The following is a 22,060-nucleotide window of genomic DNA, read 5'->3' on the forward strand; positions in this document are numbered from 1 at the left end:
TAACCCATCTTGCCTCGTCGCGCGCGTGTGGACGCAGCGCGGAGATGCCGATCAGGCCTGTGGTCGCGCGGCCCGGCATGCCACGGGGATAGCCTGCCGAGCCGCGCACGGCGTGGGTCAGAAATCGAAGACCACGCCGAGTTCGGACTGCTTGATGCAGTCGTTGCCGAAGGTGTGCGAGTAGTTGACCGGCTTGCCGGCCCACCGGCCGGTGGCGGTCACATCCACCGGATGCCAGATCATCGGGCAAATGGCGTCCGGCGACTGCTTGGGGATGTCGTTGAACTCCCCGGAAACCTCAGCGAGAACCGCGCAGGCGTCAGCCGGATTCGGGTGCGAGCCACCAGCGGGGTCGCAGGTGAGCGTGACGACGGATGGCTTGCTCTGCCCCTCTTCGTGCGAGGACAGGATGATCCGGCTCGCCGGGCCAGGGGCCGCCGAAGCGGGAAGCTGACTGCCCCCGGATAACAACACACCTGCCACCAACAAGCGACCTATGAACTGTAACGCGGCCATCTGAGCGTTTCCTCCTTGTGGGTAAACAGATCCGCGGCGGAATTACCGCGGATCCGCACGGCAAGCGACATCGATTCCCGGCAACCGGGCACCGCTGGTCAGCCGGTGATGCGTTGGGTGGTGTTGGGGTCGAAGGTGTGGATTTCGGTGGTGTTGCGGATGGTGACGCGGATTTTCTGGTTGATTTGGGGTGGGGTGCGGCCGTCGACGCGGACGACGATTTTGTGGTCGGTGTCGCCGATGAGGCCGTGTAGGTAGGCGTCGGAGCCGAGTTCTTCGACCAGGCGGATGGTGAGGTCGAAGCCGTTTTCGGTGTCGGTGGCCGGTCGCAGGGATTCGGGGCGGATGCCGAAGGTGACCTCGGCGAGTTGGTGGGTGGTGGCGTGGGTGAGCACGGTGCGGGGCAGGGGGATGCTCAGTCCGCCGATCTGCACGCCGGTGGCGTCGAGGGGCAGGGTGAGCAGGTTCATGGCGGGTGAGCCGATGAAGCCGGCGACGAAGGAGTTGGCGGGGTGGTCGTAGAGTTCGCGGGGGCTGGCGCATTGCTGGAGCACGCCGTCGGCGAGCACGGCGACGCGGTCGCCCATGGTCATGGCTTCGACCTGGTCGTGGGTGACGTAGAGGGTGGTGGTGCCCAGGCGTTGCTGGAGTGCGGCGATGTTGGCGCGGGTTTCCACGCGGAGTTTGGCGTCGAGGTTGGACAGGGGTTCGTCCATGAGGAACACGCTGGGTTCGCGCACGATGGCCCGGCCCATGGCCACTCGTTGGCGTTGGCCGCCGGAGAGGGCTTTGGGTTTGCGGTCGAGGTATTTGGTCAGATCCAGCATCGCGGCGGCTTCGGCGACTTTGTCTTTGATCTGGGCGGCGGGCATGCGGCGGAGTTTGAGGGCGAAGCCCATGTTCTCCCCGACACTCATGTGGGGGTAGAGGGCGTAGGACTGGAAGACCATCGCGATGTCGCGGTCTTTGGGTGCCAGGGTGCTCACCGCCCGGTGGCCGATGCGGATCTCTCCTTCGTCGACGGCTTCCAGCCCGGCCAGCATGCGCAGGGCGGTGGATTTACCCGATCCTGAGGGGCCGACCAGGACCAGGAACTCGCCGTCGTCGATGGAGAGGTTGAGGCGGTCGACCGCGCGCACGGCGTGGGTGCCGCTGTAGATGCGGGAAGCCTCCGCGTAGGCGACTTCTGCCATGATGTGCTGCCTCCAAGTCTGTGCCCGGGACGTTCGGCTGTCCCCTGGGCGTCCGGGAAAAGGTGTGGGGTGTGTGGGGGGGTTATTTGACCGCGCCCATGGACAAGCCGCGCACGAGGTGGTTCTGGGCGATCCAGCCCACGATCATCACCGGCAGCGACGCCAGCAGCGCCGCCGCCGACAGTTGCGCCCAGTACAGGCCCTCGCTGGTGATGAACCCGACCAGAAACACCGGCACCGTGCCGGCCTGGGCGGCGGTGAGGTTGACCGAGTAGAAAAACTCGGTCCAGGAAAAGATCACACAGATCAACGCGGTCGCGGCGATACCGGGCGCGACCACCGGCAGGATCACCCGGTAGAGCATCACCGCCAGACCGGCCCCGTCGACCCGGGCGGCCTCGATGACTTCCCTGGGCATCTCCAGGAAAAACGACCGCATCATCCACACCGCCAGCGGCAGGTTCATCGCCGTGTAGAGAATGACCAGGATCCACACATTGTCCAGCAACGCCAGATTCTGCGAGATCACATACAACGGGATGATCGCGGCCACCACCGGCAGCATCTTGGTGGACAGGAAAAACCCCAGCACGTTCGGGGTGCCCGGCACCGCCGCGATCGACAGCGCATACGCCGCCGGCACCGCCAGCAGCAGCACGAACACCGTCGAGACCACCGTGGTGAACGCCGAGTTGGCCAGATACGGCACGAACCCCCGCTCCAGCACCCCCGCCAACTGCGTCAACGTCGGGGAGAAGATCACCCGCGGCGGATCGGTGTAGGCATCGGCCTCCTGCTTGAACGCCGTGATCACCATCCACAGCAACGGGAACACGAACAGCACCGCCACCAGCCAGGTCACCCCGGTCACCAACCCCCGCCCACCCCGACCCCGGGCTCGGGCGATTGTTTGCGCGCTCATCGCTATTTCCCCCCGTCACTGATATCAAAGGCCCTAAACATCAACCGCAACGCGAACGTCGCCACCACCAGCGTGATCGCGACCACGATCACACCCATCGCCGAGGACTGCCCGACATCGAAACCCTCGAACGCCCGCTGATAGATGTAATACGGCAGATTCGTACTCGCGATCCCCGGCCCGCCCTGGGTCATCAAAAAGATCGCATCAAAACTGTTGACGATGTAAATCGCCCCCAACAACACCGCCAACTGCAGATACCGGGACAACTGCGGCAACGTGATCGAGACGAACGTCCGCCACCGCCCCGCACCATCGACCTGCGCGGCCTCCAGCACCTCCCGGGACTGACTCTGCAACCCGGCCAGCACCAGCAGCATCATAAACGGCGTCCACTGCCAGATCACCTGCGCCATCACCGAGGCCAGCGGGAACTCCGACAACCAGTCCACCTCACCGGCCCCGAACGGCTCCAGCACGAAATTGAGCAACCCGAACGTCGGATCGAACATCGTGGTCTTCCACAACAGGGCCCCCGCCGCCGGCAGAATCAGAAACGGAGTGATCAACAACGTGCGCACCACACCCCGCCCGGGAAACGACCGGTCCAGCAACAACGCCAGACCCAACCCCAGCAGCAAGGCCACCAGCACACACACCACCGTCAACACCACCGTGTTGAGCATCGCGGTCCGGAACTGGGAATCGGCGAACACATCCAGATAGTTCCGCAACCACACGAAATGCCGCGAACCCGGCCGCACCAGATTCCACGACTGGAACGAATAGAACACCGTCACCACGAACGGGACCTGCGTGACCGCGATCGTGAACACCAACGCCGGCAACAACGGAAGCCTGCGCCGCCACACCGACCCGCCACCACCACGCGAACCCGCCGGGCGGCCCACCACCTGCGCAGCCCCCGCCGAGGGGCCCGACAACGTCGAAGTCATCGCGTCTCCTGATACGACTTACCAACCGTCTGGGCATACTCCTGGGACCGTTCCAGCGCCTCATCCACCGAAATCTGCCCCGCGATCGCAGCCGAAAGCTGCTGAGAAACCCGGGTCCCCAAATCCTGGAACTCCGGAATCCCCACGAACTGAATCCCCGGATACGGCACCGGCCCGGTCATCGTCGCCCGCTGATTCGCCGAATCGATCCCCTCCAGCGTCGCCCGGGCATAACCACCCGCGGCCGCCTGATACTCCGGAATCCGATACGTCGACACCCGGGAACCCGGCGGAACCTGACTCCACCCCAAAGACCGGCCCACCGTGCGGACATACTCCTTATCCGTCATCCAGCGCATAAAACGCCACGCCGCCTGCTTATCCGGCGCCACCCTCGGCATCGCCAACGCCCACGTATACAACCAGCCACTGGCCGGAGTCGATTCCACCGGCGCCGGGACATAACCAGACTTACCCACCACCGCACTATCCGACGGTTTCTCATTCGTGCTGGTCATCACCGTCGAGTCATACCACATCGCCGCCTGACCCTGCGCATACCGAGTGCCGCACTCCGAAAAACCCGCACTCGAAGCACCCACCTCACCATGCGCCCGAACCAGATCAACATAAAAACGCGCGGCAGCCCGAAACTCCGGCGAGGTCAACCGCGCATTCCAATCCCGGTCGAACCACCGCCCACCAAACGTGTTCACCACCGTATCGAACACCGCCAGGCTCTCCCCCCACCCCGGCTTACCACGCAAACAAATCCCGGCAACCCCGGCCGCCGGATCATCCAACCGAGCCGCCAACTCGGCAACCTGCCGCCACGTCGGCCGCTCCGGCATCGTCACCCCCGCCTTAGCGAACAAATCCTTCCGATACGCCAAAAACGACGACTCCCCATAAAACGGCACCGCATACATCGAACCCCGATACGACAACGAATCACGAATAGACGGAATAAAATCACCCGCATCATAACCCGGACTCGCATCCATAAACGGCCGCAAATTCTCCAACCAACCATTCGCAGCCCACTGCGGAGCCTCAAAATTACTGATCATCACCACATCAAACTCACCCCCCTCCGTCGCCGTCGACGCCGTAATCTTCGCCCGCGCCTGATTCTCCGGCAACTGCACGAACTTCAACCGAATCCCCGGATTATCCCGCTCAAACCCCCGCGACAACGCAATAGCATCCTTCATCTGCGGATTCGCCACAATCCCAACCACCAACACCCGATCACCCCCACCCAAAGCACCAGCACCCGCACACCCACTCAACCCAACCAACACCACCAACAACAACGACACCACACGCACACCACGCCTAAACATGCGCCTAAACATGCGACCACCCCACAACACCGGAGCGCACCGGCCCGAGCACCTCGAAGTCCGGCAGCACCTGGACCTTCGCCCCAGCCCCGCTACTGGTTAACATCAACGCCTCCCCAACACGTGCTAACGGAAAAGCATGGGACAGCAACGAATCAGTTCTCACCGAACCCGATGCGATCAGACCGGTGGCAACACCGAAGTCGTCAAGCACCGCCATCGAACCGTTCAACCTGACTTCCTCCTCATAAAAGGGAAACCGCGACAACTGACATCGCGCATCCGCATGCGGCGTGCCGAACATCAACAACCGGCCATCGGCCCGCACGGCTTCGAACGCCACCTCGATCACGTCCGGATCGCCGGTGCAGTCGATCGCCGCATCGAACTTCTCGCCGGTGACGTCGGCCAGTTCCGCGGATACGTGATGGGCGCCGAGGTACTTCGCGTGGTCGAGCCGAGCCGCGTCACGATCAACGATCGTCACCGTGATTCCGCTGAGTAGCAGCAATTGCTGCAACAGCAGCCCGGTCGTGCTCGCCCCCACCACGAGTGCACGCTGGCCTGCCGCGATGCCTAACCGGCGTACGGCGGTGAGCGCGCGAGAGGTGGGTTCGACCATGGCACCCTGCTCCCAGGTCATCCGGTCCGGCAACTGGTAGCAGTTGGCAGCGGGCACCGCGACGTATTCCGCGAACGCGCCGTTCACGGAATCGCCGATGGCACCCCGCTTCTCGCACTCCGTCGCGCAACCCGAACAGCACTTCGGACACTGCCCGCAGGACAGGATCGGATCGACCGCCACGCGGTCCCCGAGTTGCCACTGTCCCGGCACATCCGGGCCCAGCTCGACGATCTCGCCGCTGAACTCATGGCCCGGCACGATGGGGTATCGAACCGGAAGGAACTCCCCGTCGGCGAGGTGCGCATCGATTCCGCAGACCCCGCAGGCGCGGACTCGGACGACGACCTGCCCTGAACTCGGTTCCGGATCGGGGAGTTCTCTGACGCTGATCGATTGCGGCTGGCTGACGATCGCAGCCCGCATACGAAACGCACCTTCCTCAACACCGTTGTCGGTCCGGCACCATCCGGAATCGCGCTCACCTGAGCACCGGCGCACAACGTCGCCAACATGATTGCCGGGCCATTCAAGGCCCAGGCGAGTGCCGACGACAGTTCCGAGCGAGGTTTCAGGGACTGGGGCCCGGTTTCTTTGCCCATTCGCGCAAGGAACGTGCGAAGCAATGATGCGAATGCGGATTTCGTTGATACGAACGCAGATTTCGTTAATGCGAATGCAGGGACCGTTCTAGTCACAGGGAATACGCGCTTCGGCCCAAGACGGATTGGTCGTCCCGGATTCAAGAGCCCGGAGATCGCCCGGGCGAAGCGGGCGCGGTTCGACCGCGAATCACTCGACCGGCCACGGGATACCCGTCTAGGCGACCACACTGCCGCCTAGCGGCCCCGACCGGGCCAGCAACGCCGCATACCCGGTCGGAGCGCACTGCGCCCCGACCGGGTATGCGGATCTACTTCAGCGCGATCAGCCGTGCTGATCAGCTCGAATGCGCCTTGACGGCCGTTGTCAGGCTTCCACCCAGCCGTGGCGCTGCGCGAACGTGACGAGTTGCTTGCGTACCTGGAGGATCTGACTGCCCGTCATGCTGGGCGCCGCCTCGATCAGTACATCCGTAATCTTCTGCGCGAACTCGGTCTCCCGAAGAACGTCGCACAGCTCATCGTCTTCGCGCCTCACGGGCCTTTCCGGACTCGGAGCCTGGACAGCCGTCGGAGCCGGCGAAGTCGCACCGAGCAGTTGCACGGCCAGGGCCTTGGTGCCTTGGCCACTGGGGGCCGACGCATACCCGACTCGCATGCCGCCCCGGAGCACCTGCTTCACCGCATCGTCCAGAATGGACGCGTGCAGGAAGACGTCCTCGCCACCGCTGTCCGGCTCGATGAACCCGTAACCCTTGATTCCATCAAAGCGAACTATCGTACCCGTTTCCACCGCTTCAGCCCCTCAAACCCGCTGTGCCGCAACACCAATAATGACCCTGAAAGTATAGCACCCACCACTCAGCAGCCAAATAGGCACCCGCTCGGACCGGGGCCCGGTGGCCCGCACGCGGCCCCTGATCACCGCAAATGAGAACGCGATCACGAGTGGCAACGAGCCGATCGTGATCGCGTTCCGTGCCGGTATTCTTCTGGGCGCGGTGAAGAATGCCGACGATCTGGATGAATCCGGCTAGAAACGCTCGCCGGCTTCCTCCAGAGCCTTCGCCGTATCTACTCGCTTGCGGACGCCGAACCAGCCGATCACCAGAGCGGCCGCGATCAACGGGATGCAATACAGGGTGACGCGGCCGGCCGGGACGTCGAACCACATCAGGACCACGACGCCCAGCAGGAACGCGATCGTCACGATCTGGGTGACCGGCGATCCGGGAAGCCGGTAGGTCGGCCGCGACACCGCGCCCGTCTTCGACTTACGCACGAACAGCAGGTGGCACAGCATGATCATGCCCCAGGTCGAGATGATCGCGACCGCCGCGAAGTTCAGCACGATCTCGAACGCCCCGGCGGGCACCACGTAGTTCAGCCCCACCCCGAGCACGCAGACCGCGCCGGTCAACAGGATTCCGCCGTAGGGAACCTGGTTGCGGTTCATCAGGCCGGTGAACTTCGGCGCCGAACCGGCTGCCGCCATCGACCGCAGAATGCGACCTGTGGAGTACAGGCCCGAGTTCAGGCTGGACATCGCGGCGGTGAGCACGACCAGGTTCATCACGTCGCCGGCGGCGGGGATGCCGAGCTGGGACAGGACCGTGACGAACGGACTCTCGCCCTTCTGGTAGGCGTTCCACGGCAGCAGCATCGACAGCAGGATCACGGAACCGACGTAGAAGATGCCGATTCGCCACATGATCGAGTTGATGGCCTTGGGCATGACCTTCGCCGGGTTCTCCGTCTCCCCCGCGGCGACACCGACCAGTTCGACGGCGGCGTAGGCGAAGACGATTCCCTGAATCACCAGGATCAAGGGCACCAGGCCGTTGGGCAGCACCCCGCCGTGGTCGAAGATCAGCTGCGGTCCGGGAACGGTGCCGCCGATCGGATGCGACATGACCAGCAGGCCGATGCCGATCACCATGAAGACCACCAGTGCGCCGACCTTGATGATCGCGAACCAGAACTCCATCTCGCCGAACAGCTTCACCGAGACCAGGTTCAGCGCGAGCACCGCCACCAGGGCCACCAGCGCCAGCACCCACTGCGGAATCGGGCTGAAAAGGCTCCAGTAGTGCGCGTACAGCGAGATCGCGGTGATGTCGGCGATTCCGGTGGTCGCCCAGTTCAGGAAGTACATCCACCCGGCGACGAAAGCGCCCTTCTCGCCCATGAACTCCCGTGCGTAGGACACGAAGGCGCCGGACGAGGGCCGGTGCAGGATCAGCTCACCCAGCGCGCGCACCACGAAGAAGGCGAACAGGCCGCAGACGCCGTATGCGATCGCCAGCGCCGGACCAGCCTGCGCCAACCGCCCACCCGCTCCGAGGAAAAGCCCGGTGCCGATCGCACCGCCGATCGCGATCATGTTGATGTGCCGGGCTTTCAGGGACTTGCTGTATCCGATGTCGCCGACGTCGACATGTTCCCGCTGTTCTGATTGGGGTTCGCCCTGCACAGTTCGGTCAGTCACTGAAGTCCACTCGTTTCTGGTGTTATTTCCTCACGCACGAATGTGACGCACGGCGGATCGCCAGGATCATTTTCGCTCATGGCGGATGGAAAGCAATGCTGAGACTCACGTCGCACTCCGTCAAGAACCCCGCGCAAGGGCAGGACTTCCGGGCAATCCTACTAGCACGCGAAGGCACCGGAATGGGCAAACCCGGCATGCGTCCCCGCGCGGTTGCCCGGAAGAACATCGACAGTTGCCCTTGATTTACCTGTGCGCCGACGCCGCCCTAATCCCGGACGCCGACAAGCCCCTGATATATGCGCCTGACGTGGTCGCCTTGCCCTAGATCTCCTGGGGCGGTCGGGTTTTTCGAGCAAACTCGCGGAGGTGATCTACGCCACGTCAGAGTACCCCATTTTTAACAAACCCGGAAACCACCGCCGCGGCGGCACCACAACCGGGTCATCTTGCGCGGTGTGAAAGTGCACATATGCTCCCAGCCGTCGCGAATCGTGCACCTGCTGCGTAGCGTCTGGCCCACGACCCTGTTTGCGCAAGGGTATCGGGAAAAAACTGGACAGACCTGAACCCCGCAACGGTGGCGTGTCGGCTCGTCTGGTACGGCCGGAAGACGTTGGCAGCGAAACATTGACATGTGGAGGCGATCAGCGTGAGTGATGTTCGGTGGCTGCCGGTGAATGGCGCGAGACATGCCATGCGCAAGGAGCAACACCAAAACGAGCTCGGTACCAGGGTAGTCGCACTCTGCGGCGAGGCGATCGTGCTGGTTCGGCCGGACGAGACCGACTGGTTCTGGGACAGCTGCCCGGAATGCTGGTCGGCAGCCAAGATCATCAACAATGCCCCGAGCCTGGCCCGTACACTGCACCGCCGGTGAACCCGGCGATCGCTCACAGGTCGTGCGGCAATAGCCGAACCAGCGCCTCGTCAACACTCATCCACTGGTGTTCGGCACCTGGCGCGACGAGTTCGTAGGTCTCGTTCACGAACTTCATCAGCCGCTCGGCGTCGGCTTCGAAGGTGGCCTGCCCGCTCGGCGACCGAAGCGAGATGTTGACCAGCGCGGGAGCATCCAAGCGAGGACCGATGCGCACATCGCCTTCACCGCTGTTGACCACCAAGCCGTCGGTCAGCAGGTCCCGGCCGAACACCCAGTCCACCCGGCCGCTCTTACCAGCGTTGAAGCTCAGGCACACCTCGTACGGGTTGCGGCTGTCATACCGCAGTTGCACGGCAACCGGCGCGACTGCCCCCTCCGCCGCCACCAGGCTGAACACCATGTCGGTACGGACGGTCCTGTGGTCGTGGGCAATCATGTCGCACGCTCCTCGGGCTTCGGCTCCTTGCCGAGCTCAAGCATGCCCACCTCGCATATATACCGCCTTCACGGCGTCTTCAGCCCGCCGACGCCCCATCCCGACGAAGGCGCGCCGCCACCCTCGGCCCTCGACCACAGCCCACCCCACCAGCAATAACAGCCCGCCGCAGCGCTCAGCACAGCGGGGCGGTCACAGCGGGATGTTGCCGTGTCGCAATTCGCCAACAGCGTCTCTCTTCATCGGGTGCGGGGCGCGTTCGTCGTATCCGGGTTAAGACCACGCGCCGGGCTGCCACTGCACGCACGTCGGCCGTGCACTGGTGCGGCAGTACTCGGCGACCGCTTCGCGCACCTTCTCCAGCGGCAGGGACGCCGAGGCCGGGAACCACAGGTCGCCCACCGGATCGAACAACAGGGCCGGGGTGTGCTCGGTGGCGTCGGGATTGAGCGAGTCGACCAGGGCGCCGTACGGGGCTCCGGGATGCATGTAATTGAGCGCGCCCCACCCGGTGGTTCGGTTGGTCGTGATGCGCAGGCGACCTCGCGGGAACTCGTGCACGCTGCCGTCATCGGACTGACGGCAGGGACGATCCCACACATATACCTGCGAGTACCGCACGGGCGCCTCGGTGACGATCGCCTCGACCAGGTCCCGCACTTCCTCGGCAGCCTGCGCGTAGCGGAACTCGTAGCCAAGGATGCCCGTCACCACAGGCAGCACCTGGGTTTTCATGGTCTCGCCTTTCCATGGATTTCGATCGGTCGATCACGGCCCGGCGTCCACACCACGAGAACCGAACCGCACGGCAGGATCGCGCGCACCGCCGCTTCGCAGCCCTGGTCACCAGGGCACATGCGATTGTTGACGACCACGACACCGTACGTCTGCCCCGATTCCTTCATCATTTGGGCGTATTTCGTTTCTACGTGGGTGAACACGGCGGGCGGGCCACGATCGTCGGTCGGCGGGAACACGTCGGAGTTATGCAGTGTCAACCGCACCCGCTCGGAGATGTCCTCCCGCCCACTGGCGATGCGGAACTCGGTGCCTTCCCGGTCATAGCCGAACCCGACGGTCTGACCGCCTTCCCACCGGGGTAGCCGTTGGCGCAGCTGCTCTACCCACCACCGGTCGTGGGCGGCGTCGGTGGGGATCCGGCCCGCGGTTGAGGGATGTGCGGCGCTGGGCGGGGTGGTGTCGATGGCGTGCTGTACTTCCAGACATCGGCGGTAGGTCACGATCAGCTCAATCACGTGGTGTGCCGCCTGGTAGGCGTGGATCAACTCATCGCTGGTTGGCTCCACCGCGGCGAGGACTTCCAGCGCTTCCGGGTCGGCGGTGCCGTCCAGTGCGAACCCCAGGACTTCACCGGCTTCATCGCACGCGTCCTGTGCGGTGACCAGAAGGCCGAGGACGGCAGTGATCCGATCAACCACCTGCGCCAATGCCTGATCGAGATCACCGACCGCCGACATGTCGCCCCCTCTTGCAATTCGCCGCGCCGGATAGCGTGGCAGCTGCCCCGGTGCGGTGGGGCCGGTTGCGGCGAATGCCGCTCGTCGACCCCGTGCCGCGCCGGAGATCGGGGGGATGACCGGACCGTGACCAGGTGATGGGAGCGGTCCGGTCATCCCGTACCCCCGCGCGCCGCTGGGGTCGGCGCCGCAAGGGCACATAGTGGTGAGAGCACGCGCCAGGAGTGAGCGAGTCGGCAGCGGTGCTCCCACCGGGTCTATTCCTCGGTCGGCAATCCCTTCAGCACACCGATCACCAGCTCGTCCGCCTTAACCTCATGCCGCAAAAGTCGCAGTCCGACGCGGCTTCCCACATCAAGGTGTGCCAGCAGGACATGACCTGCCACGGTGTTCGCGCCCGGTTCATCGCACATCACCGCCGCTACCTCCTGGCGGGCCCACTCATAGATCCGATGCAACTGCTCGGCGTGCTCAAGCACGCCCCTTAACGCCGCGTTCACTGCCATGAGCCTTTCCCGCGCATCGCTCATCAATCCACCTCAATACGGTCGAGCCCGACCAGCATTCGCCGCAACAGCCCCGGATGCCTGGCCAGCGCGGCATAGTCCTCAACCGGCAGACCGGACTCGGCCAGCGGCAAGATCCGGGTGGTCTCGTTCGCCAGCGCCTCGCCGAGATCACCGCGCAGCTGAAGCGTGCGCGGCTCGCGTTCACGGAGCCGGTGCCGGCCGCCGCCGGCTTCTGCCTCCGCCCGCTCGATCAGGTAGGAGACCGTCAACGCGCCTTCGCCGCTTCCGGAGTGACGGCGCGGGGCGTAGTAGAACCCCGCCCACACCCCGAGCGCACCGACAGCCAGTAGGCCGAGGGAGACGAGCGCGGCCGTCACCGCTCGCCCCGTTTCGAGTCGACCACACGCGGCGGCACATAGCTCTTGCACTGGTCCCTCAGCGTGTCGACCAACTCGGACAACAGCCGTTCGGTGTCCAGATAAGCGTCATCCGTCGCTCGTCCCATGAGGACGGACGTGGCCAAGCTGTTCAGCTCGACGGCCGCCTTAGTCAACAGCGTGGCGAGAGCAACCGCCCGGTCGGCATCCTCCGCACTCATCGCGCACTCGCCGCAGGCGGCGTCGAGGCCTTAGCAAGCGCGTGGGCCTTGTCGTCGCAGGTCCGGCACGTCTCCCACAACCACGCCGGATCGGTGTTTTCCGCTGCCAACTGGTGACCGCACAGGGTGCCCACCACGCAACCTGTCGGGTAGCCCATGCGGGGTTTGGGGTCGGTGCTGGCGTGCCGCTTCCCGTCTGCACGCACCCAGTGGAACGGATGGGGTTGGTACATCACGCCACCGTCCCGGTGGTACCAGCGCGCTGTGATGGGAACGAAGGAGCCGCGTCGCGTCAGAGCGAGGGCAGTCGCGCCAGGACGGCTAACCAACCACCACGGCAGCAGCCCAGTGCCATGCATGGCGGCCCACAGAAGTACAGCGGCGAGGATCAACAGCCATTGCGACATGCCCTCAACGTCGTCACCGGATCACTGCCAGTGGAGGGGTTGCGGGCTATGCGCATAGGTGTGCATGGGCCGCGTGCTCGCTACGTCGTGCGCCGCGCGAGCGCGGTCAACATGCCTTCCAGCGTGGAGGGGGCGCCGCTGCGGTAAGCGGTGTCGGCTGCGGTACGGATACGGTGCATAGCGCGGGCTGATGACACTTCGCTGGCGAGGGTGTAGACCTCGGCGGCGATTCGCTCCGCTTCGGGCCAGTCGGCCACCTCGACCAACGCGTTGATCAGGTTCGCGCCAGTGATAAACCGCCCCCACCTGTACCTAGGCGCTATGGATTCCAGGGCAGCGCTGTAGCAGTCCACCGCCTGGGAACGTTCACCGATCGCACGCCACACTCCGCCCTCGTGACTTTGGACCTCGGTGGCATTGATCCACCATGCCCAACTCGGTTCGGTACGGTGCACGCTGCTGGATAGGTCGGATTGTGCGCGATGCAGCACCTCAAACGCGCGTTCGTCGCCTAGGTCAGCGGCAGCGCGGGCGCGGCGTATCCCGGTCATGATTCGCATTCGCGGCGACAGATTGAATGTCTCCATCAGTTGCACTGTGCGCAGCGTTTCTCGCGGTCGTCCGGTTTCCTGCGCCTGCATGGCCATGTTCCCGAGCAGGAACAGTTCCATGTCACGGTCTCCGGCGAGGCGGGCCAGGTGCAGCGACTCCAAGTTCAGGCTCCTGGCCTGCTCGTGCTGTAGGGCATCGAACGCCAGCCACCCCGCCACTTCGCCAAGCTCGGCAACCACTGCGGCGAAGTCGCGTTCGATTGCCTGGCTGTATTCGCCGGATGCCAAGCGGCCGGACGCGGTTCGGAACAGCCGTGCCGCCATCGGCGCGAGTTCGGCGCCGCCGTGCTGGCCATCGAGCGTAACCAAGTGGGTGATGCTGTGCCGCAACCAGTCGATGTAATCCGCAGTGACGGGCTCTGCGGTATCCGGCGGCGGATCGAGCACGGTTAGCGCGGCTGGTGCGCCGAAGCTGGCCAGTTGGCCGCGTGCGTTCAATAGCTGATCGAGTCGCTCCATGCTCGCCGAGTCGGGGATGATGCGCCCGTTTTCCCACCGAGACAGGGTGGATTGGTCTACAGGAACCTGCCGGGCCAGTCCGGGTTGGGACAAGCCGACCGACTTGCGCAACCTGCGCAGCGCCTGGCCGAACGTTTCCATGAGCCACCTACTTCGCCGTGTGGTTCCCTTCGCCGCGCCCCCTGCGAGCTGCCTCAGGGGCTTCGGCCTCGGCGAAGAGAAGCGTATCGGCAACATGATCGAGTGGCGACCGTCGCGGTCAAGAGCCCTGAGTTGGCTGGCCCCGTTCGGTCACCGCGGAGAAACGGTAAACCCCCTCGCGCGAGAGCACTGCCTGGTCGGCGTCTGGTGGGCTACACGATGAGCCCCAGGCGGGTCGCGAGACTGCGTGCGTCGCGCTCCACCAAGCGGCCACCTCTAGCGACCAGTTCGCCCGCGATACCCCTGCTCAGCGGGTGACAGCGCATGGATTCCTCGCTGATATCGGTGGCGCGCTGAAGGGTCTGCAATGCGGCCAAGCTGTCCTTTTTCTGATGGTAGGAGCGGGACATTTCCAGCCACAAGCGCGCACGTCTGTCCATTGAGGGCACCGAGTCAAGCCATCTGAGGCTCGTGCACGACGCGCACGCGGGGCAACATCCCCGCTACGGCACGGCTGATGGTCTCCTTGATGGCCGTTTCGGCGATCGGGTCGAGAATTCCGGCCATGCTGGGTAGGCCGAAGTCGAAGTCGGCCTCGAAAGCCACGGAAACGTCGTCGCCCACCTGGGACAAGGTCCACGCCCCGGAGAACTCGGCGAAGTCACCGTCGGTCAGCGTGAACCGGATCCTCGACTCCGGCCGCACGGAACTGATCTCCTCGTTCCACCGCAGCGTTCCGGTGCGGAATTCGAGCCATCGTGGCCGGACTCCCGAAGTGATCTGCGGCGGCGGTGGCGATGCCGCGGAGCTCCACTCCCAGCTCGATCCGCCGTCCGGGTTGGGCGGCTCCCGGCGCAGAATCGCATCGAAGACGTCGCTGAGCTGCTCCCGCTCGAAGATTATCTGGAGTTCGACGTGCCTCATCTCGCTCCTGCCTCGCTCTCCTGGATCAACCGGGGTGAATGCGGTCGGCCGAGCGGATTCTCCTCAGCCGGGTGGAACCGCTGCCGTACGAAGATCTCGTGCCTCGGGCTGACATCGGCGGCGATGCGGACGCCTTGCAAGTGCGAGGTTTTGAGAATCGGGTAGTACGCGCGCACCGGTGAGACCGTCCAGCGCACGACCGTGGGCTGGACGAAGACAGGTGTTCCGTCCAGTTCGGTGCGCTCGCCGCCGCACACCAACCCACCCAAGCGATCCAGCGCCTGCTGCGGCAGCGCGACCCCGACCACGTACGGGTGCTCCGCCGCCGCTGATTCGTCGTCGCGCTCCAGCGCTTCGCGCAATTTTCCGCCCGCCTGGGGCGGAATTTCGTCGGAGGTGCGCAGCCCGGGTGGAAGATCCTGACCCGTCAATCGCCACCCTTCTGGAACTTCAAGGCACCGGTGCGCAGCACGAAAGAAGTGAAGCAGATGGGTTTTTCGCAAATACCATCGAATTGTTTCAAGATAATTTGAATCCGCTCGCGGGTTCATTCTGAGCTGTCCGCGGAACGACATGAAGGCCCCGCCGAGGAGCCTTGCCCAGAAGTACACGGCTCATTGCCCGCGTTTTCTCGTTAGTTTCGCGGTATTGCCACACCGGCCCCTTCGAGGAGGCCCTGCGGCAGAGTTGTCACCCGTCCCGTCGGTACAGCTCGGTCAGCAGCGCGACGACGTCGGGAATGGCCGGGTGGGGGTCATCACGCCACCAGATGAGCCGCACCGGTACCGGCGCCGCATCGCGCACTGGCCGGAAGACGATGCCGGCGCGTCGATACTGGTTCACGGTGCTCTCGGTGGTGACACCGACACTGCGGCCGGTCGCGATGACCGCCAGCCAATCATCGATCTCGTGGGTGTACTCCACGGCGGGTCTGCTGCCCGGCGGCCACAGCTCCGTGGTGGTCGTGCCGCTGCGCCGATCGATGACCAGGGTGCGGTCACTGATCTCGGCCAACCGCACGGACCGCCGACGAGCCCACGAGTCGTCCGCGGCCATCGCGCAGAAGCGGCGTTCCAGTCCGATGATGGCATTGTCGAAGCGTCGCTCGTCGGCAGGAGTGCGCACGACGGCGACGTCACAAGCGCCTTCGGCGAGCCCACCGGTCGCCGAATTCGTCCGCACCAACTGCAACTCGACGTCGGGATGCAGGTCGGGCCAACGGCGTTGGAACGTCAAGGTATGACGCCCCAGCGCGGACCAGGCGTAACCGAGGCGCAGCCGGGCGTGGCCCGTGGTGGCCTCTCGCACCAGATCATCGGCCTCGGCGAGCAGTCTTCGGGCGCGGCCGAGGATCTGCACACCGACTGCGGTGGGAACGACCTCCCTGCTGGTGCGGCGCAGCAGCCGCACGCCGAGGGCGGTTTCCAGGGAAGCCAGTGTGCGCGAGACTGCCGCCTGCGAAATGCCCAGCTCGATGGCGGCGTCAGTGAAGGTGCCCGCATCGACGATCGCGACCAAGCAGCGCAGTTGCCGCAGTTCCACGCTCATGCTGCCAGCCTATATTTATGCTGCGCAGGCTGCTCATGCCCGGCAGGGTTGGCGTTTTCGCGCGAAAACGGCGGTCCTGGTGCGGAGCTGGCGCGATTTCGCGCGAAAACGGCGTTCCCAGGGGCGACCCGGACAGTGCGGTGGGTTGCCGCCCGAGGTGATCGATACCCCAACCAAGGTTCCTAACCGATGCACTAAAGGCGGTTGCGGCCGGCACCGCGAACCGACCATCGCGGTCCCGCAGAGGATCATCACCGCCAGCGCGCAGATCGCTCGCCCTGCCGCGATGTTGTGCCCCAGCGCACGGGCCACGTCATCTCCCATCGAGAGTCCATTGAGTCCATTGAGGATTCTCGCGCACGCGAAGGCCAGACCGAAACCGGCCACGAGGAAGGGCAAAGCCTGCCAGACGATGCTCGCCTCCCGCCCCCAGAGCGAACCCACCTACCAGAACCGGAACTGCTCGAAGGTCGCATTGTCGGCGACGAGGATTGCGGTGGTCAGCGAACCGACCACGGCCGGCAGGCCCACCAATGTCCGGGGGATGCGCACTTGTCAGATGATCAGATCGTCCGGATTGCAAGTGCGTCCGTGGAACGACGCGTCCAATACGGCTGCCGGTGGGAGCGCCTTGGCCCCCACCGAGACGCTCGCCACGGCCGCCAGCACCAGAACCACCACGATCAGTCCCAGGAGGAGGTCCAGGCGAGTTAGCCGCCGCTCCGCAGTTCGGCTCTCCGCAGCGGTCAAGCCAGGCTTTGCGCGATCAGCGGGACGACCTTGTCCACCGCGTAGGACATGCCCAGCGGAGTGCCGCTGGAAAAGGCCCGTGCGATCTCCGGGTCGGACAGCACGACCGCGTGTCCGGCCTGGACCGCGGGCACCGACCGGAACAGCGGATCATCGCTGATCTCGTTGGGGCTCACGCCGATCGGGGACATCAGCACGAAATCCGCGTTGAACAGATCCATCCGCTCCCGCGAGATGGTGACCGAGAAACTGTTCCCGGCCAGGGACTCCACCTGCGGCGACGGCGAGAAACCGAGGCGCTTCATGAAATCGATGCGGGAGCCGCCGTTGACGTAGGCCCCGTAGGAACCGGGCATCTTGGAGCCGACGACCACCGTCTTGCCCGCGAACTCCGGGTGCGCGGCCGCCGCTTCGCGGAATGACGTCTCCACGTCGGCCCGGACCTGCTCGGCCTCGGCCGACTTGCCTAGCGCTTTGCCGATCATGGCCAGCTGGTCTTCCCAGCTCGTCCGGTACGCCTGCCCGTCGCGCGGAATGCTCACCACCGGCACGCCCAGCCTGGCCAGCAGGTCGTAGCGATCCCGCTCGCCACTGGCGCGGGTGTCCAGGATCAGATCGGGGTCGAGGGCGGCCACCGCCTCCATATCGACTTCCATCGTGCCGAGAATCTTGGGCGGGGTCGTGTACTTCTTGTCCCCCGGCACCCACGCGGGAACACCATCACCGCCCACCGGGAGCCAGTCCGCCGCACCCACCGGCTGCACACCGAGCGTCAGCGCGACCTCCGCGTCTCCCCAACCAAGGGCGACCACTCGCTGTGGTCGCTTGGGCACGGTGACATCACCGAACGCGGTGGAAATGGTCACCGGGAACTGGCCGCCGGCGTCGGCGGCGCCCGCGTCCCGGTGCTCTGGTTCGGGTCCCCCGCAGCCGGCAAGCGCCAGCACCGCCCCCAACAAAGCCGACATGATCAACACTGGCACTCGCCGCCCGGAGAAACGCATCCAACACCCCATCGGAGAAGTTAAGTACGCCTAACCTAACTAAACCGTGCGGTCGAGTCCAGCACCATCCCGGCGGGTGCGGGCGGGGGTTGATGGCCGCGTCAGGCGCTCGGGCCGAGCGGGCCCGAGCTCGCCACCCTGCCGATCGCCGGCCCGGGCATCAGCAGCAGCGCGCCAAACGCCAGGACGCAGCACCCGACGATGTACCAGCTGATGCTGGTGCTGGAACCGGTGCTGGTCAGCAACGCCGCGGCGATCAGGGGCGCCGGGCCACCGGCGATGACCGACGCGAGTTGGTAGCCGAGGCCCGCTCCGCTGTAGCGCACATTGGTTCCGAAGGCTTCGGCGATCAACGCCGCCTGCGGTCCGTACTGGATGTCGTGCACGATCAGCGAAACCACGATCCCGAGCAGCACCAGCGCGGGAATCCTGGTGTCCAGCAGCGCGAAGTACGGGAACGCGAATAGGGCCGTCAGCACGATGCCCGCGCCGTAAACCCACTTGCGCCCGAGCCAGTCGGACAGGTGCCCGAAAAACGGGATGCTGATCAACCCGATGGCCGCGGCGATCAGCGTGTAGTTCAGGATCTGGCCGCGCGGCATCTGCAGTTCCACGGTCCCGTAGGTGAGCACGAAGGTCACGAACAGGTAGAACGGAGCCTGCTCGGACAGACGCACGAAAGCGGCCGTGAACACCTCCAACGGATGATCGCGGAGCGCGCGCCACACCGGCATTTTCACCACCGCGCGAGCCTGCTTGACCTCGCGGAAATCGGGACTTTCCAGTACCCGCAACCGCACGTAGAGGCCGATCAGGATGAGCACGAAGCTCGCCAGGAACGGGATGCGCCAACCCCAGGTCTCGAAGGCGCCACCGGTCGTGGCGCTAAACAACTGCACCGCGCCGGTCGACAGCACCAGGCCGATGGGCACGCCCATCTGCGGCCAGCTGGCCATCAGGCCCCGGCGCTTCTTCGCGCCCCATTCCATGGCCAGCAGCACCGATCCGCCCCACTCACCGCCCACGCCGATTCCTTGCAGGACCCGGAGCACGACGAGCAACACTGGGGCGGCCAGCCCGATGGTCGCGTAGCCCGGGACGGCGCCGATGAGCATGGTCGCCACGCCCATGAGGACCAGCGTGCTGATCAACGTGGCCTTGCGGCCGATGCGGTCGCCGAAGTGCCCGAACACCGCGGCGCCGACCGGCCGCGCGGCGAACCCCACGAACAGGGTGGCAAAGGATTCCAGGATCGCGGTGTTCTGATCGGAGTGCGGGAAAAACACCCTCGGGAAGATCAGGGCCGCGGTCGTCCCGTAGAGAAAGAAGTCATACCACTCGATGGTCGTGCCGACGACGCTGGCGACCACCGCCCGGCGTCGCTGGGTACGCGTGGTCTGATCAACAGTGGACGCAGTCTCCATGAGATGCCTCCGTGGCTCGGCCAGTAGGGCCTGCCGAATTTTTGGCTCCGCGCAGTTGTCCTGTCAACTTGTCCTGTCAACTGCCAGGAACCGTCCTGTCCGCAGGGTCATGCACCCTCGCGAACACCTCGGGCCTCCTCATCGACGCCGAGCATCCTGACCAGGGAAAACGGCAGTCCACAAGTGAAGGGCTGGAGACAACGTGGCGTATGTGACGCGCGCGGTGCTGCTGGTGGTCGCCTAGCTAGCTCGGTTCATTGCCCCTGGATCGGTCGTTTTGGAACCTGCCCTGCTGCTCTGCTTCCTGCTGCTCTGGTGCCTGGCTGCCCGTGCTGGCGGGGTCGGTGGTACTGCTCGCTGGCGCCCGTTGGCGGACAAAAATTTTCGGACGGCCACAACGATTCCCCTGGGTGGTCGGCGACAGTGGGCGACGAGAACCGGCGGCATGTGTGACCCATGCCGGGCCGGTTCCCGCCGCGTGCCGACGCTGCGCCGGTACTGGGAGGGACGGGCGCGAGAAGCGGCGTCGGCGAGCCGCGCCGGTGTTCACCGATCCGAGAACCGTGACGCCACTGCCGCCGAGAACCAACACGGCAGGCGAACCATCGAGGGCCAGTGACCATTACGGCATGCCTTAAGCGTCCGCAATACCTCAGTTCTGACACCGTTATGACGATGGCAGGTGATCGGGCGCCATGCGTTACCCGTGGTCCGGTTTAGCTGCGAAACCGGTTGGTGTGCTCGATGGGCTGGGTCTTATTCGGTGCGCGGCAGCGGCGGCAGCGGCAACGGCAACCCCGGCAGGCCGTCGATGCTGGTCGCGACGTGCTCCTTCTTCTGGAAGTACACGTCGAGCGACTCGTCGGTCTCGCGCCCGAAGCGCGACGCGTGCAGCGGGCGGTCCTCGTCATAGGTCATGAACGGGACCGCGTACCCGCACGTGTCGCGGATCTTGTCTGCGGTCACGACGATCACCGCGCGCAGGCCGTGCAGGGTCGGGTCGATGTCGGGGAAATACCCCATCAGCTCCGCCCAACGCGGATCGTCCCGGAAGACCGGTTCTCCGCGGCCGTGCACACGCACGATGTTGGGCGGACCATCGAAGGCGCACCACATAAGCGTGATGCGGCCGTTCTCACGCAAATGGGCGATTGTCTCGGCGTTGCTGCCAGCGAAATCGAGGTAAGCCACGGTGAGTTCGTCAAGCACGGCGAACGAGCCGTTCAAGCCTTTCGGCGAAAGGTTGACGGTGCCGTCGCCGTCCAGCGGCGCCGTCGCGGTGAAGAAGATGTGCTGCGCCTCGATGAAGGCACGCAGCCTGCCGTCTAACCGCTCGTAGCTTTTTCCCATAGGCCGATTATGAGGGGACGATGACCGCGCTCACGAGGCACAGGCACGGATTGCTCCTGCCGACAAGGGTCGTCAGAGCTGGCTAAGGCGGGCCTTGAGCAGGCAGAACTCGTTGCCTTCCGCAATACCCCAGCTGTGACATCTTTTCTTCCACTGGACCCCGTGGTCGAAAACCACTGTGCGGCAAGGGTTTCGCAGCGTTAAACACGATCATAACGAACGGGCCACGATGCTCAGTGGCTGAGCATCTACGTCGAGAGGGGCAAGCACAGCGGGGCTGGCGAAGGCGCGCTGACGGTGCGCCACCTGCTGGACAGGCAGCTGCCGAGTCAGCGCGCAGACCCCGGCATCTACTTCGCGAACCGGTCACGCTTCGCGGCGACTTGGCTGACGACCTCGCCGTTGTGGATACGAGGTTCCTGCCGCTGGTCGAAACCGGTCTGCCGCTGGGCGAAGCCGACTGCGCGCGCCATCCGGGCATGCTGCGCCGAGTCCTCACCGTCCTGGAGCAGATCTAAAGACCCAGAACGACGAAAGGCGGTGTGCATGCCCGAAGACGAAGCCGAGGCCGAGTCCACGGCGGACGAGAAGCAGGACTTCGACCCCAGAGGGTGGCCCTACTACCAGGCGTAGCCGCGAGGGTGCCCAACAAGATCAGAGGGCATGGCATGTGGAGGTGCCAACACCTGCACATGTGGCCATAGCCTGATCAACTCGATGCTGGGAAAGGAGGTGTGAACGAATGGCGGACACGTGCCCGAACTGCGGCGGCAGCGGCCAGCAGGGCGACGACGACTGCAACACCTGCGGCGGCACTGGCGAGATCTAACCGCCCGCCCACAGGCTCGGTGTAGCCGGGGAGCAACACGAGCCCGACGCTCCCCGGCTACACC

Annotated in this window: 28 protein-coding genes; 3 read left to right on the plus strand and 25 right to left on the minus strand. The window is 65.1% G+C overall.

Annotated features, from left to right (window positions below):
- Positions 1-117 precede the first annotated feature (117 nt).
- The 7 genes from BJ970_RS00085 to BJ970_RS00115 all read right to left on the minus strand — a co-directional run bounded on the left by BJ970_RS00085 (position 118) and on the right by BJ970_RS00115 (position 6,950).
- Positions 118-516, minus strand: coding sequence for a subtilase-type protease inhibitor (locus tag BJ970_RS00085; RefSeq protein WP_184721884.1), 399 nt, complete (start codon positions 514-516; stop codon positions 118-120).
- A gap of 98 nt (positions 517-614) precedes the next feature.
- Positions 615-1,709: an ABC transporter ATP-binding protein gene (locus BJ970_RS00090; protein WP_184721886.1), complete on the minus strand. Its 1,095-nt coding sequence runs from the start codon at positions 1,707-1,709 to the stop codon at positions 615-617.
- Positions 1,710-1,791: 82 nt separating this feature from the next.
- Entirely contained in the window at positions 1,792-2,631 is an 840-nt protein-coding gene (locus BJ970_RS00095) for a carbohydrate ABC transporter permease (protein WP_184721889.1), read from the minus strand.
- A 2-nt stretch (positions 2,632-2,633) separates the two neighbouring features.
- The gene (locus tag BJ970_RS00100; RefSeq protein WP_184721892.1) at positions 2,634-3,587 is read right to left on the minus strand and encodes a carbohydrate ABC transporter permease; all 954 of its coding nucleotides are present in this window, start codon (positions 3,585-3,587) and stop codon (positions 2,634-2,636) included.
- Complete coding sequence (locus BJ970_RS00105) at positions 3,584-4,933, minus strand: ABC transporter substrate-binding protein (protein ID WP_376775090.1); 1,350 nt, start codon at positions 4,931-4,933, stop codon at positions 3,584-3,586. The genes BJ970_RS00100 and BJ970_RS00105 overlap by 4 nt, the downstream gene beginning before the upstream one ends.
- 4 nt (positions 4,934-4,937) lie before the next feature.
- On the minus strand, positions 4,938-5,981 hold the full coding sequence (locus BJ970_RS00110) for an alcohol dehydrogenase catalytic domain-containing protein (RefSeq protein WP_184721898.1): 1,044 nt from the start codon (positions 5,979-5,981) through the stop codon (positions 4,938-4,940).
- A gap of 543 nt (positions 5,982-6,524) precedes the next feature.
- The gene (locus BJ970_RS00115) at positions 6,525-6,950 is read right to left on the minus strand and encodes a cold-shock protein (RefSeq protein ID WP_184721901.1); all 426 of its coding nucleotides are present in this window, start codon (positions 6,948-6,950) and stop codon (positions 6,525-6,527) included.
- A 106-nt stretch (positions 6,951-7,056) separates the two neighbouring features.
- On the opposite strand from BJ970_RS00115, the gene BJ970_RS00120 reads away from it, so the two are divergent.
- On the plus strand, positions 7,057-7,194 hold the full coding sequence (locus BJ970_RS00120; protein WP_184721904.1) for a hypothetical protein: 138 nt from the start codon (positions 7,057-7,059) through the stop codon (positions 7,192-7,194).
- On the opposite strand, the gene BJ970_RS00125 is transcribed toward BJ970_RS00120, so the two are convergent.
- Positions 7,191-8,540 (minus strand): amino acid permease, encoded by a 1,350-nt coding sequence (locus BJ970_RS00125; protein WP_221467328.1) that lies wholly within the window; start codon positions 8,538-8,540, stop codon positions 7,191-7,193. The genes BJ970_RS00120 and BJ970_RS00125 overlap by 4 nt on opposite strands.
- 757 nt (positions 8,541-9,297) lie before the next feature.
- On the opposite strand from BJ970_RS00125, the gene BJ970_RS00130 reads away from it, so the two are divergent.
- Positions 9,298-9,525 (plus strand): HC3 family zinc finger protein, encoded by a 228-nt coding sequence (locus tag BJ970_RS00130; protein ID WP_184721910.1) that lies wholly within the window; start codon positions 9,298-9,300, stop codon positions 9,523-9,525.
- A gap of 13 nt (positions 9,526-9,538) precedes the next feature.
- Here the strand turns inward: BJ970_RS00130 and BJ970_RS00135 are convergent, their stop codons facing one another.
- The 17 genes from BJ970_RS00135 to BJ970_RS00210 all read right to left on the minus strand — a co-directional run bounded on the left by BJ970_RS00135 (position 9,539) and on the right by BJ970_RS00210 (position 21,167).
- Positions 9,539-9,964 (minus strand): SsgA family sporulation/cell division regulator, encoded by a 426-nt coding sequence (locus BJ970_RS00135; protein ID WP_184721913.1) that lies wholly within the window; start codon positions 9,962-9,964, stop codon positions 9,539-9,541.
- A gap of 273 nt (positions 9,965-10,237) precedes the next feature.
- Entirely contained in the window at positions 10,238-10,699 is a 462-nt protein-coding gene (locus BJ970_RS00140) for an Imm1 family immunity protein (RefSeq protein ID WP_184721916.1), read from the minus strand.
- Positions 10,696-11,442 (minus strand): DddA-like double-stranded DNA deaminase toxin, encoded by a 747-nt coding sequence (locus BJ970_RS00145; protein WP_184721919.1) that lies wholly within the window; start codon positions 11,440-11,442, stop codon positions 10,696-10,698. The genes BJ970_RS00140 and BJ970_RS00145 overlap by 4 nt, the downstream gene beginning before the upstream one ends.
- 257 nt (positions 11,443-11,699) lie before the next feature.
- Positions 11,700-11,972, minus strand: coding sequence for a hypothetical protein (locus tag BJ970_RS00150; RefSeq protein ID WP_184721922.1), 273 nt, complete (start codon positions 11,970-11,972; stop codon positions 11,700-11,702).
- Positions 11,972-12,328 carry a hypothetical protein gene (locus BJ970_RS00155; RefSeq protein WP_184721925.1) on the minus strand — a complete coding sequence of 119 codons (357 nt, stop codon included), beginning with the start codon at positions 12,326-12,328 and terminating at the stop codon, positions 11,972-11,974. Before BJ970_RS00155 ends, BJ970_RS00150 begins: the two co-directional genes overlap by 1 nt.
- Entirely contained in the window at positions 12,325-12,549 is a 225-nt protein-coding gene (locus BJ970_RS00160; protein ID WP_184721928.1) for a hypothetical protein, read from the minus strand. Before BJ970_RS00160 ends, BJ970_RS00155 begins: the two co-directional genes overlap by 4 nt.
- On the minus strand, positions 12,546-12,956 hold the full coding sequence (locus BJ970_RS37490; protein ID WP_246470614.1) for an HC3 family zinc finger protein: 411 nt from the start codon (positions 12,954-12,956) through the stop codon (positions 12,546-12,548). Before BJ970_RS37490 ends, BJ970_RS00160 begins: the two co-directional genes overlap by 4 nt.
- 80 nt (positions 12,957-13,036) lie before the next feature.
- Positions 13,037-14,167, minus strand: coding sequence for a helix-turn-helix domain-containing protein (locus BJ970_RS00170; protein ID WP_184721931.1), 1,131 nt, complete (start codon positions 14,165-14,167; stop codon positions 13,037-13,039).
- A gap of 212 nt (positions 14,168-14,379) precedes the next feature.
- Positions 14,380-14,607, minus strand: coding sequence for a hypothetical protein (locus tag BJ970_RS00175; RefSeq protein WP_184721935.1), 228 nt, complete (start codon positions 14,605-14,607; stop codon positions 14,380-14,382).
- Positions 14,608-14,620: 13 nt separating this feature from the next.
- Positions 14,621-15,091, minus strand: coding sequence for an SRPBCC family protein (locus BJ970_RS00180; protein ID WP_184721938.1), 471 nt, complete (start codon positions 15,089-15,091; stop codon positions 14,621-14,623).
- On the minus strand, positions 15,088-15,522 hold the full coding sequence (locus BJ970_RS00185; protein ID WP_184729385.1) for a hypothetical protein: 435 nt from the start codon (positions 15,520-15,522) through the stop codon (positions 15,088-15,090). Before BJ970_RS00185 ends, BJ970_RS00180 begins: the two co-directional genes overlap by 4 nt.
- 259 nt (positions 15,523-15,781) lie before the next feature.
- Positions 15,782-16,639 (minus strand): LysR family transcriptional regulator, encoded by an 858-nt coding sequence (locus BJ970_RS00190; protein WP_184721941.1) that lies wholly within the window; start codon positions 16,637-16,639, stop codon positions 15,782-15,784.
- 33 nt (positions 16,640-16,672) lie between these two features.
- The gene (locus BJ970_RS37495) at positions 16,673-17,083 is read right to left on the minus strand and encodes an iron chelate uptake ABC transporter family permease subunit (RefSeq protein ID WP_312864042.1); all 411 of its coding nucleotides are present in this window, start codon (positions 17,081-17,083) and stop codon (positions 16,673-16,675) included.
- 111 nt (positions 17,084-17,194) lie between these two features.
- On the minus strand, positions 17,195-17,389 hold the full coding sequence (locus BJ970_RS37500) for a hypothetical protein (RefSeq protein ID WP_246470615.1): 195 nt from the start codon (positions 17,387-17,389) through the stop codon (positions 17,195-17,197).
- Positions 17,386-18,357, minus strand: coding sequence for an iron-siderophore ABC transporter substrate-binding protein (locus tag BJ970_RS00200; RefSeq protein ID WP_184721945.1), 972 nt, complete (start codon positions 18,355-18,357; stop codon positions 17,386-17,388). Before BJ970_RS00200 ends, BJ970_RS37500 begins: the two co-directional genes overlap by 4 nt.
- Before the next feature lie 137 nt (positions 18,358-18,494).
- A complete protein-coding gene (locus BJ970_RS00205; RefSeq protein WP_184721947.1) occupies positions 18,495-19,817 on the minus strand; it encodes an MFS transporter in 1,323 nt (440 codons plus the stop codon).
- A 756-nt stretch (positions 19,818-20,573) separates the two neighbouring features.
- Positions 20,574-21,167 carry a pyridoxamine 5'-phosphate oxidase family protein gene (locus BJ970_RS00210; RefSeq protein ID WP_184721950.1) on the minus strand — a complete coding sequence of 198 codons (594 nt, stop codon included), beginning with the start codon at positions 21,165-21,167 and terminating at the stop codon, positions 20,574-20,576.
- 383 nt (positions 21,168-21,550) lie between these two features.
- Between BJ970_RS00210 and BJ970_RS38720 the strand changes: the two genes are divergently transcribed.
- Positions 21,551-21,685, plus strand: coding sequence for a hypothetical protein (locus BJ970_RS38720; RefSeq protein WP_281399396.1), 135 nt, complete (start codon positions 21,551-21,553; stop codon positions 21,683-21,685).
- Positions 21,686-22,060: the final 375 nt, after the last annotated feature.

The sequence above is a fragment of the Saccharopolyspora phatthalungensis genome, from assembly GCF_014203395.1.
Lineage (GTDB): Bacteria > Actinomycetota > Actinomycetes > Mycobacteriales > Pseudonocardiaceae > Saccharopolyspora > Saccharopolyspora phatthalungensis.

Bases quoted from the DNA above. Each gene is read 5' to 3' on its own strand.
- BJ970_RS00085 (WP_184721884.1), bottom strand. From the start codon at position 516: ATGGCCGCGTTACAGTTCATAGGTCGCTTGTTGGTGGCAGGTGTGTTG.
- BJ970_RS00090 (WP_184721886.1), bottom strand. From the start codon at position 1,709: ATGGCAGAAGTCGCCTACGCGGAGGCTTCCCGCATCTACAGCGGCACC.
- BJ970_RS00095 (WP_184721889.1), bottom strand. From the start codon at position 2,631: ATGAGCGCGCAAACAATCGCCCGAGCCCGGGGTCGGGGTGGGCGGGGG.
- BJ970_RS00100 (WP_184721892.1), bottom strand. From the start codon at position 3,587: ATGACTTCGACGTTGTCGGGCCCCTCGGCGGGGGCTGCGCAGGTGGTG.
- BJ970_RS00105 (WP_376775090.1), bottom strand. From the start codon at position 4,933: ATGTTTAGGCGTGGTGTGCGTGTGGTGTCGTTGTTGTTGGTGGTGTTG.
- BJ970_RS00110 (WP_184721898.1), bottom strand. From the start codon at position 5,981: ATGCGGGCTGCGATCGTCAGCCAGCCGCAATCGATCAGCGTCAGAGAA.
- BJ970_RS00125 (WP_221467328.1), bottom strand. From the start codon at position 8,540: ATGATCGCGATCGGCGGTGCGATCGGCACCGGGCTTTTCCTCGGAGCG.
- BJ970_RS00135 (WP_184721913.1), bottom strand. From the start codon at position 9,964: ATGATTGCCCACGACCACAGGACCGTCCGTACCGACATGGTGTTCAGC.
- BJ970_RS00140 (WP_184721916.1), bottom strand. From the start codon at position 10,699: ATGAAAACCCAGGTGCTGCCTGTGGTGACGGGCATCCTTGGCTACGAG.
- BJ970_RS00145 (WP_184721919.1), bottom strand. From the start codon at position 11,442: ATGTCGGCGGTCGGTGATCTCGATCAGGCATTGGCGCAGGTGGTTGAT.
- BJ970_RS00150 (WP_184721922.1), bottom strand. From the start codon at position 11,972: ATGAGCGATGCGCGGGAAAGGCTCATGGCAGTGAACGCGGCGTTAAGG.
- BJ970_RS00160 (WP_184721928.1), bottom strand. From the start codon at position 12,549: ATGAGTGCGGAGGATGCCGACCGGGCGGTTGCTCTCGCCACGCTGTTG.
- BJ970_RS37490 (WP_246470614.1), bottom strand. From the start codon at position 12,956: ATGTCGCAATGGCTGTTGATCCTCGCCGCTGTACTTCTGTGGGCCGCC.
- BJ970_RS00170 (WP_184721931.1), bottom strand. From the start codon at position 14,167: ATGGAAACGTTCGGCCAGGCGCTGCGCAGGTTGCGCAAGTCGGTCGGC.
- BJ970_RS00175 (WP_184721935.1), bottom strand. From the start codon at position 14,607: ATGGACAGACGTGCGCGCTTGTGGCTGGAAATGTCCCGCTCCTACCAT.
- BJ970_RS00180 (WP_184721938.1), bottom strand. From the start codon at position 15,091: ATGAGGCACGTCGAACTCCAGATAATCTTCGAGCGGGAGCAGCTCAGC.
- BJ970_RS00190 (WP_184721941.1), bottom strand. From the start codon at position 16,639: ATGAGCGTGGAACTGCGGCAACTGCGCTGCTTGGTCGCGATCGTCGAT.
- BJ970_RS00200 (WP_184721945.1), bottom strand. From the start codon at position 18,357: ATGTCGGCTTTGTTGGGGGCGGTGCTGGCGCTTGCCGGCTGCGGGGGA.
- BJ970_RS00205 (WP_184721947.1), bottom strand. From the start codon at position 19,817: ATGGAGACTGCGTCCACTGTTGATCAGACCACGCGTACCCAGCGACGC.
- BJ970_RS00210 (WP_184721950.1), bottom strand. From the start codon at position 21,167: ATGGGAAAAAGCTACGAGCGGTTAGACGGCAGGCTGCGTGCCTTCATC.